General features: G+C 62.0%; 4 protein-coding genes, 1 pseudogene and 1 other annotated feature. Of the genes and pseudogenes, 3 read left to right on the top strand and 2 right to left on the bottom strand.

Annotated elements, in window-relative coordinates:
- A pseudogene (locus FVF58_RS45300) lies at positions 1-534 on the top strand (polyhydroxyalkanoate depolymerase); the annotation flags it as partial.
- A 109-nt stretch (positions 535-643) separates the two neighbouring features.
- Complete coding sequence (locus FVF58_RS52035) at positions 644-796, top strand: hypothetical protein (RefSeq protein ID WP_188131158.1); 153 nt, start codon at positions 644-646, stop codon at positions 794-796.
- Positions 677-738: a sequence feature (AL1L pseudoknot), on the bottom strand. (Overlaps the previous gene by 62 nt.)
- Here FVF58_RS52035 and hemA read toward each other — a convergent pair.
- Together hemA and FVF58_RS45285 are read right to left on the bottom strand one after the other, a co-directional pair.
- Positions 793-2,136, bottom strand: coding sequence for a glutamyl-tRNA reductase (gene hemA, locus FVF58_RS45290; RefSeq protein ID WP_149676092.1), 1,344 nt, complete (start codon positions 2,134-2,136; stop codon positions 793-795). The genes FVF58_RS52035 and hemA overlap by 4 nt on opposite strands.
- A gap of 277 nt (positions 2,137-2,413) precedes the next feature.
- On the bottom strand, positions 2,414-3,379 hold the full coding sequence (locus tag FVF58_RS45285; protein ID WP_223191226.1) for a GlxA family transcriptional regulator: 966 nt from the start codon (positions 3,377-3,379) through the stop codon (positions 2,414-2,416).
- Positions 3,380-4,043: 664 nt separating this feature from the next.
- On the opposite strand from FVF58_RS45285, the gene FVF58_RS45280 reads away from it, so the two are divergent.
- On the top strand, positions 4,044-9,713 hold the full coding sequence (locus FVF58_RS45280) for a trifunctional serine/threonine-protein kinase/ATP-binding protein/sensor histidine kinase (protein WP_188131156.1): 5,670 nt from the start codon (positions 4,044-4,046) through the stop codon (positions 9,711-9,713).
- The last annotated feature ends 195 nt before the right edge of the window (positions 9,714-9,908 follow it).

Here is a 9,908-nt window from a genome sequence, read left to right as displayed (position 1 = left end):
GGCCGCAAGGTGTACCCGGGCTTTTTGCAGCACACCGGTTTTGTCGCGATGAATCCGGAACGTCATGCGGCCTCGCACTGGGACTTCTACCAGAGCCTGCTGCGCGGCGACGAAGAAGATGCGCAAGCGCATCGCAGCTTCTACGACGAGTACAACGCGGTGCTCGACATGGACGCGGAGTATTACCTCGACACGATCCGCGTGGTGTTCCAGAAGTTCCGTCTCGCCGAAGGCACGTGGGACGTCGCCGGCGAGCGGGTGAAGCCGCAGGACATCACGCACACCGCCCTGTTCACGATTGAAGGCGAACTGGACGATATCTCCGGCGACGGTCAGACCTTTGCGGCGCACGAGCTGTGCACCGGCATTCCGGAGGACAACAAGCGCCACTTCACCGCGGAAAAATGCGGCCACTACGGCATCTTCTCGGGACGGCGCTGGCGCGCCATCATCTATCCGCAGTTGCGCGACTTCATCCTCGAGTACAGCAATGCACCGAAAGCCGTGAGGGAAAAGGCCGAAGCGCAGGCGTAGTCAAGCCGCTGGCGAGCGCACGGGGCGCGGCCGCGCAAGACGCACAACTGAACGACGTGCTTTCCAGCGAGTGAAACCAATAGTTGTGTGTACATCGCTCGAAAGCAGGATGCTCACCCGGCCATATCTGCCGGTAGCCCGACGGGGCAATCTGCAAGACCTTGCAGATCGGCTCGACCCCGAAGGCGTCGCGATGCTGATCAAGTTGGCGATGAAGCGCAAGCAGTTCTCGGTGGAGCAGATCGTCGCGGCGCGCTGCTAACGCTCGGACGAGGCTGAGTGGCGATAGCAGCCAGACAAAAGCGTGACGAGCTTGTCCCGGTCGCCGCCGCAAGCACGCGTGAGCGCATGTGTCGGACCGTGGATGAATTTGTTGGTGAGCGCCTGCGACAGGGCTTCGAGCACCGCCGCAGGGTCGTCGCCGCGAGCGAGCATTTTCTGCGCACGCTCGAGTTCGATGCGCCGCAGCGCGTCGGCCTGCGTGTGCATATGGCGGATCACCGGCACCACGCTGCGCTGCTCGAGCCACTGCATAAACCCTTGAACGCGCGTCTCGATGATTGCTTCGGCCTGGGCAACTGCGGCCTGACGCATTGCGGTGCCTTCGAGCACGATTGTGCTGAGATCATCGACCGTGTAAAGGAAGACGTCTTCGAGTCGCCCGGCTTCCGGTTCGACGTCGCGCGGCACTGCGAGGTCGAGCATGAAAATCGGCCGGCGCTTGCGCGCCTTGATTGCGCGCTCGACCGCTCCGAGGCCGATGATCGGCAACGAGGACGCGGTGCACGACACCACGATGTCGAACTCGTGCAGCCGCTCGGACAGGTCCGCAAGTGGAATCGCCTGACCGCCGAAGCGTTTGGCGAGCCTGCTGCCGCGCTCGGGGGTGCGATTCGCCACCACCAGAGCGCGCGGCGCCTGAGCCGAAAAATGGGCGGCGCACAGCTCGATCATCTCGCCCGCGCCGATGAACAATACGCGCTGGCTAGAGATCTTATCGAAGATCCGCTGCGCGAGACGCACCGCCGCTGCGGCCATCGATACCGAATGCGCGCCGACGTCGGTCTGGCCGCGCACTTCCTTCGCGGCCGAGAAGGTACGCTGGAACATCTGGTTCAGATACGTACCCATCGCGCCGGCTTCGGACGCGGTGCGCACGGCCTCTTTCATCTGGCCGAGAATCTGCGTTTCGCCGAGCGCCATCGAGTCGAGGCCCGACGCGACGCGCATCGCGTGGCGCACCGCCTCCGATTGCGGCAGCGCGTAGATATGGGGCGCCAGTTCGTCAGCCTCAATGCCGTGGTAAGCGGAGAGCCACGCAATTGCGTGCTCAGGCGCGGCGCGGTCATCTGTCGCGCAGTAGATTTCGGTGCGGTTACAGGTCGAAAGAATCGCCGCTTCAGACAGCGCGTCGCCGCTTGACGCAAGCCTACTCATCGCCGGCGCGGTATGCGCTGCACCGCCGCGCGGACTATTGTGCGTCTGCCACGCGGCTTTCAGTGTCTGCAGGGCGGGCCGGATCTGTTCGAGCGGGAACGCCACTCGTTCGCGCAAGGCGACTGGCGCGGTGTGGTGATTAATTCCGATCGAGAGCAGTTGCATGTTAGGACAATGAGTTGGCAGAAAGCTTGTCAGCAATACTATTGTTTGTGACACATGGCTGCAAATGGGTTGTCTTTATAGATCTGATAGAGACGGTGAGTCGTTTGCGGTAAATCGAAGCCCGCTGTCGCGGCCTCGCGAAGAACACCGCGCGCTCCTTCATCGCACTGGCGTTGAGCAACATCGACATGAGCCACGACCGGCTCATGGCACGGGTGCGTCCATAAGGGCGCAAAGCGGACCGAAAGACCTGCTCCCAGGTCCTTCGGGGCCGGGACTAAGGACCCGGTGCGCGGAACTTTTGGCGATACTGCAGAGGAGAAATACCCAGTCGACGTTGAAACGCTTTTCGCATGCGATCGGGGTCATTGAACCCGGACGCATCGGCGATCCTTTTCAATGGGGTCCTTGTGTTCTCAAGCATGCTTCGAGCGGCACTCATGCGGGCGTTCTCGACAAATTCTGCGGGTGAGATCTTTGCGTCACGCGTGAAGACACGGGCGAAGTTCCGAAGGCTCATCTTGGCAACCGAGGCCAGAGCGCTGGTCGACAGATCCCCCTTCAGGTTGTCCAACACATACTGTTGAACCTGCGTCACCGGTGAGACTTCTTGCCTGTACGGAGCCAGGTAACCGGTGAACTGGGATAGTCCCCCTGCACGCCGCATGAACACTTCGTGTCGTTTCGCGACGTTCAGTGCAACTTCGTTGCCTTTCTCCTGGGTGAGCATATACAACGAGAGATCTATTCCTGCGCTCACCCCTGCTGATGTGTAGAGTCGACCGTCCTGGACGTAGAGACGGTCGGTCTTGATCTGCGCAGTCGGACAGACAGAGGCAAGGGCGTGAGCGTAGTTGCCGTGTATTGTCGCGGTTTTCCCGTCCAGTAAGCCGGCACGCGCGAGAATGAAGGCTCCGCTACAGATCGAGCCGAAGTGCTGTGCCCGGGCGGCCGCGTGCCTTAGCCAGACGTAAACATCCGGGTCGAATTCCTGGTGAACCAGCTCGGGGCCGCCGGCTACCAGCAACAGGTCGTATGCATCGTGCGCTTCGCTGAAATGTCTGTCGGCGAGAATCGTTACTCCGTTCGAGCAACGCAGCGGACCGTGGTCGATTCCTAACACTTCGAGCTTGTAGTGCGACTCGGGCAACAGGAACCGGTTAGCTTCGGCAAAGACGTCCATAGGCCCGGCAACGTCGATCGATTGGGCGCCGGAAAAGGCGAGAAGGGCAACGTTAGTCATGAGGGTACCCGTTGGCCGGAAGCGCAATTGCGGTTGACATGTCTGCATCCTGAATCAGTGACCGATACGCTAGCCGACGTCTGAAGCCATCACACCGCGAGGTGGCCCATTCCTGAGTCATCGATTACAGGCCCGACGCGGGTGTCATCAAGTCCTTGCGTTATCATTTTCGCTGGCCGCGAGACTGCCCGCTGCCAGTACCGTGTTGTGTGTAAGGTACTTGGGAATCGCGACACAAGCTATGCAACAAAGGGATACCTCGTGCTACATCTCCGTTGGAATGGTTGATACTTTCGTCTAACCGGAGCAAACCGAGCCACGCCTTCGAGCCTGATACGTTCCGGCGCGTATCAAGGTGCTGTAGCCTCAGTCATGCAGCCAAAGGTTGTTAAGGGCGGCGTGCGAGGCCATCGTGACGACTGACTCGCGCGCCGGATTGAGGGTGACCGCGCCGATTGGCGTCCAGTTGCGTGCCGGCTGACCAACGTAAGCCAGCGACTCTGGCAAGAGACCGACCTCCGATTCGTGCCCGGGTAGGGTAGCGGTCAATCGTTGCAGGTCACGACGAGGATTTTTGCTGGCACTCATACGCTGCCTGTGAATAATTCAACAGTCGATGCACATGCAGCCCTCAGGCCATTCGCCGGCAGGACAAAGGAGAAGGATGCTCATCGCGAATTATCAGGCCCTTGAGCGGATCTGCTCGACAGCGGGTTCTGACCTCTACCGTGCCCGTCGCTTGACTGATGGCATGCCGGTGCTATTGAAACTCCCTACGGAACACGCCGACGCAGCCGTGCGCACCCGTTTGGAGCGTGAATACCTGCTGCTGCAATCCTTGAATGTCGCAGGCACGGCCAAACCACTCGCGCTGATCGAAGAGCGCGGAGCGTTAGCGCTGGTCCTGGAAGACTTCGCAGGCGAGTCGCTCGAAGCCGCTTTGGATCGTGAGCCGCATATGAACCTGGATGTTTGCCTGCGTATCGGCCGCCACCTGGCCGATGCATTGGCGGGTATCGATGCCGCGCAGGTCATTCATCGCGATATCCGAGCTGCCAATATCCTGGTCGTCCTCGAGACCGGCCAGGTTCTGCTGGTGGATTTCAGTATGGCTACGGCCCAGGGACTCAGCACGGTCTCGCCGGAGAACGTCGCCGTCCCCGTGGGCGATTGGGCGTATGTGTCCCCGGAGCAAACAGGCCGCATGAATCGTGCGATGGATTACCGGACCGATTGCTATTCGATGGGTGTGTTGCTCTATCGCATGCTGACCGGTCAGCTGCCGTTCCAGGCGAACGATCCGCTGGAATGGACGCATTGCCATATCGCCCGCATGCCGACGCCACCGGGGGAGATCGTCCCCGCAGTGCCGCAACCGGTGTCGGATATCGTGAAGAAGCTGTTGGCCAAGTTGCCGGAAGACCGCTACCAGAGCGCGTACGGGCTGCGCGCCGATCTCGACCGGTGTCTCGCGCAATGGCTGGCCTCGGGCCGGATCGAATCGTTCCCACTCGGCACGGAAGATATCCCGGAACGCTTCCAGGTCCCGCACAAACTGTACGGGCGCAGCCCTGAGGTCGAGCGGCTGCTCGGCGCTTTCGAGCGCATGGTTGCCACCGGACAGGGGGCGCTGGCAACCGTCTCCGGCTACTCGGGCATCGGCAAGTCGGCGCTGGTCGACGCGTTGCGCAAGCCGATTGTCGCGAAGCATGGCTATTTCATTTCGGGCAAGTTCGACCAGTATCAGCGCGATATTCCGCATGCCACCCTCACGCAAGCGTTTCGCGAACTGGTGCGGCAACTGCTGGCCGAAAGTGAAACGCACATTGCCGGCTGGCGGCAACAGATCCAGGCCGCAGTCGGGGTCAATGGCCAACTCATCGTCGATGTGCTGCCGCAGGTCGAGATCATCATCGGCCCCCAGCCGCCAGTTCCTGCGCTGCCGCCGACCGAGGCGCAAAACCGGTTCCGCATGGTGCTCCGCCAGTTCGTCACGGTGTTCGCGAGCGAGGCACACCCATTGGTCCTCTTCCTGGACGATCTGCAGTGGATCGATGCAGCCAGCCTGACGCTCATCGAGGGCCTGATCACACACCCGGAGACACGCTACCTGCTGCTGATTGGCGCCTACCGCGATAACGAAGTGGACGCATCACATCCGCTCGTGACCGCCCTCGAGACGATCCGCCACATCGGCGCGCCGGTGACGGATCTCAAACTCGCGCCGCTGTCGGTTGTGCATCTGAACCAGTTGGTCGCCGACACGTTCCATGCGTCACCCGGCATCTGCGAACCGCTCACGCGTCTGGTGTATGAGCGTACCGAGGGCAATCCGTTCTTCTTTGTCCAGTTCCTGGATGCATTGCACAAGGAGGGGCTGCTGCGGCGCGATGCGCCACACCGCGCCTGGCACTGGGACCTGGACCAGGTCAAGGCGAAGAACTTTGCCGACAACGTCGTCGACCTGATGGTGGGCAAGTTGAGTCAACTGCCGGTTCAAGCACAGCAAGCGCTGCGGTTGGCCGCATGCCTGGGCAACACATTCGAACTGCGCCATCTTGCGCTGGTCAGCGCGCGTGCGGGCAACGAGGCAGAGGCCTCAGCGTTGCAGCGCCCGAGCCAGGCCGAGGTTGAGCAACGGCTCGCGGCGGCCGTGCGGGCCAGTTTGATCGTGCGCACCGACGGCACCGGCAAGTTCCTGCACGACCGGATCCAGCAGGCCGCTTACGCGCTGATTCCTGAAGCGAAGCGTGCCGACGTCCATCTGCGCATCGGTCGGGTACTGTTGGCAGGCTTACCGGCAGACGAACTCGCCGAGCATGTGTTTGATATCGCGAACCAGTTCAATCGGGGTGCCGCACGGCTGATAGAGCGGGACGAAAAGGCGCGGGTGGCGGCGCTCGACCTGCGTGCCGGGCGCCGGGCCAAGTCCTCGGCGGCCTATGCGTCGGCGTGCGTGTATCTGGCGGCGGGCATGGGCTTGCTCGACGACGGCGAATGGGGTGGCCAGTACGGACTGATGTTCAGCCTGTGGCTCGAACGCGCGGAGTGCGAGTTTCTGACCGGTCGCTTCAACCTGGCCGAACAACTGATCGAGGAGCTATTGCGGCGCTGTGCGTCGAAACTCGACCAGGCGGCCATCTACCACCTGAAGGTCCAGTTGGATGTCGTCATGTCGGAAAACGCGCGGGCCGTTGACGGTGCGCTGACCTGCCTGCGGCTGTTCGGCATCGACCTCCCGGCCCACCCATCCCAGCAACAGGTTCAGGCCGAATACGAAACGGTCTGGCGCAACCTGGCCGGGCGCCCGATCGAGAGCCTGATCGACCTGCCGCTGATGACCGATCCGGAACTGCTGGCCGCGATGCGACTACTGTCGGCGCTGGTCGATCCCGCCCACTTTACCGACCTCCATTTCTTTTGTCTGCTTTTGTGCCGCATGGTGAACATCAGCCTGCAGCATGGGACGAGCGGCGATTCCGCGCAAGCCTGTGTCTTTTTCGGCCTTAGCCTCGGCCCGGTGTTTCACCGATACCGCGACGGTTACCGTTTCGCCAGGCTCGGATGCGACCTGGTCGAGAAGCATGGCTTTGTCGCCTACCAGGCCAAGGTGTATTTCGCGATGGAACTGGTTGCCGTCTGGACGCAGCCAATCTCGAGCACGAACGATTCCCATCGGGCTCTCTTTCGCACCGCGATCGAGACAGGGGCTCTGACATACGCTTGCTACAGCATGCTCCATTTCACCAGGGGCCTTCTGCTGCGGGGCGATCCGCTCGACACCGTCTGGCGCGAGTCGGAGATCGCCGAAGACTTCGTGCGCAAGGGCAGGTTCCGCGACATTGCGGACGCCATCGTATGCAACCAGCGCTTCATCGCGACCATGCAGGGCCAGACCGCGAATTTGTCCACGTTCAGCGACTCGCAGTTCGACGAGGCGGCGTTCGAGGCGCAACTGACGGAAGACCGGGTGAGCGAGCTGGCCTGCGAGTACTGGGTCCTCAAATTGCGCGCGTGTTTCCTGGCGGGCGACTACTCCGTAGCCTTCGCTGCTTCCCAACGGGCCGAACCGCTGCTGTGGGCCATAGTCGGCCAAATTCCGTGGCTCGATTACTTTTTCTACACCGCGCTGACGGCAGCCGCGCTCTACCAGAACGCGTCCGCCGACGAGCAGGCCGGCTGGCGTGACCTCCTGGCCCGGCACCGCGAACAACTGCACGAGTGGGCCGACACCTATCCGCCGACGTTCGCCGACAAGCACGCCCTCGTGTCGGCGGAGATCGCCCGCATCGAAGGGCGGGACCTCGACGCCATGCGTCTGTACGAAGAGGCGATTCAAGTGGCCCGTGAACACGGCTTCGTCCAGAACGAAGGTATCGCGCATGAGTTAGCCGCGGGATTTTGCATTGCCCGTGGATGGACGACCGCCGCCCGCGCCCATCTTGACGATGCGCGCAGCTGTTTTGCACGCTGGGGCGCCCACGGCAAGGTGAGGCAACTCGACGCGCGCATGCCGCGCTTGCGCGAAGTATCGCCGTCACGTGCCGCTGCTTCCCCCGACGATGGCGCACAACTGGATCTGCTTTCGGTCACCAAGGCCTCGCAGGCCATCTCGGGCGAGATCGTGCTCGACGATCTTGTCGACATGCTGATGCACATCGTGCTCGAAAGCGCGGGCGCGCAGAGCTGCCATTTGCTGCTGGTCCGCAATGAGAATCTGGTGCATGCGGCCGAAGCGAATGTCGAGCGACAGATGATCGACGTGCAGTGGCACTTGAATCGGGCGCTGGCCGTACCGGCGTTATCGGCAGCGGAGTTACGCGAATCGGAGGCGCCGGAATCTGCATTGTCCGGGTCGGCGTTGCCAGCATCGATCATCAACTATGTCCGGCGCAGCCATGAACAAGTGCTGCTGGCCGATGCGACGCAATCGAACCCGTTTTCGACAGACGTCTACTTCGCCCGCCGGCAACCGAAGTCGGTCTTGTGCCTGCCGATCACGCGGCGCTCTGAGCTGATCGGCCTGTTGTATCTGGAGAACCGCCTGGCCACGCATGCGTTCACGCCCGAACGTGTGACCGTGCTGGAACTGCTCGCCTCCCAGGCCGCGATCTCGCTGGAGAACGCATTGCTCTATGCCGATCTGCAGCGGGAGAACAGCGAGCGCAAGCTCGCCGAGGAGGAACTGCGCGAGCGGGAAGCCCGCATCCGGCGACTCGTCGAGTCGAACATCATCGGACTATTCTTCTGGAGCGTGGCTGGTGTGCCCACTGAAGCGAACGACGAGTTTCTTCGGATCGTAGGCTACTCGCGACAGGATCTGCTTTCAGGCCACGTCGGATGGGCCGACATGACGCCTCCGGAATATCGTGCCGCGGATGCCCATGCACTTGAAATACTTCGGCAAGGGGGGACGTGCCAGCCCTATGAGAAGGAGTACATCCGCAAGGATGGTCGGCGTATGCCGGTTCTCATTGGCACAGCGTTACTGGAAGGCTCGCAGGAAAACGGCGTGGCCTTCGTGCTCGACCTGACTGAACGCAAGAAGGCCGAGGCGGAGCTTGCAACACGGCGGTTCGAGGCGAAGCGGGCGGAAGAGCAGTTGCTGGCGTTGCAGGCGGAGCTCGCTCATGCAACGCGCGTGACAACCCTTGGGGAATTGAGTGCATCCATCGCCCACGAACTAGGGCAGCCGCTCGGGGCGATCGTGACCAGCGGCGAAGCCTGTCTGCGATGGCTCGGCCACCGGACACCGCGGCCGGAGGAGGTGCGGGCCTGCGTGGAGCATATGATCGCCGAAGGCAGGCGCGCGAGCGAAATCGTTCTGCGTGTCCGCTCGCTCACCAAAGGGGATGCCCCGCGCAAGACGCAACTGGAGCTCAACGAGGTGGTCAATGAAGTGGTGCTGCTGGTTCAGCGCGAAGTATCGAATCAGCGGATTTCGTTGCGGCTCAAGCTCGCCTCCGAATTGCCTCACCTGCTCGGCGATCGGGTACAGCTTCAGCAGGTGCTCATCAATCTGGTGATTAACGGTATCCAGGCGATGGCTGACATCGGCGGCGACGCACGTGACCTGCTGATCGAGACCCGTCGGGGTGGCGACGGGCACGTGGTCGTCGCGGTACAGGACTCTGGCCCGGGCATCGATCCGGAAAATGCAAATCGGCTGTTCGACGCTTTCTTCACCACGAAGGCCGACGGGATGGGCATGGGATTGTCGATCTGCCGTTCGATCATCGAAGCCCACGGAGGACAGCTGTGGGCATCCAGCAATGCCGGGCACGGTGCGACTTTCCAGTTCAGTCTGCCTTCGATTGGCGAGTGCACGTCGTGACGGGGGAGACTTCGCGCGAAGCAGGGCAACAATCGGCAATTCGTCTCGTGCCAGTCACCACCGAGGCAACAGGCCTGATGTCAGTGTCATTCTTTCCTCGTCTTCGGCTGTTCGGGCTGCGGGTCGCGTCCGCGTTGCACCGGCGCCCTCGTACACGCATCCGGGGGCGTCAGATAGGTCACGTCGTTGCAGCAG

The organism is Paraburkholderia panacisoli (assembly GCF_008369935.1).
GTDB classification, from domain to species: Bacteria; Pseudomonadota; Gammaproteobacteria; order Burkholderiales; family Burkholderiaceae; genus Paraburkholderia; species Paraburkholderia panacisoli.
The sequence above is the reverse complement of the archived record's forward strand: the minus strand, read 5'-3'. Positions and strand labels throughout refer to the sequence as shown.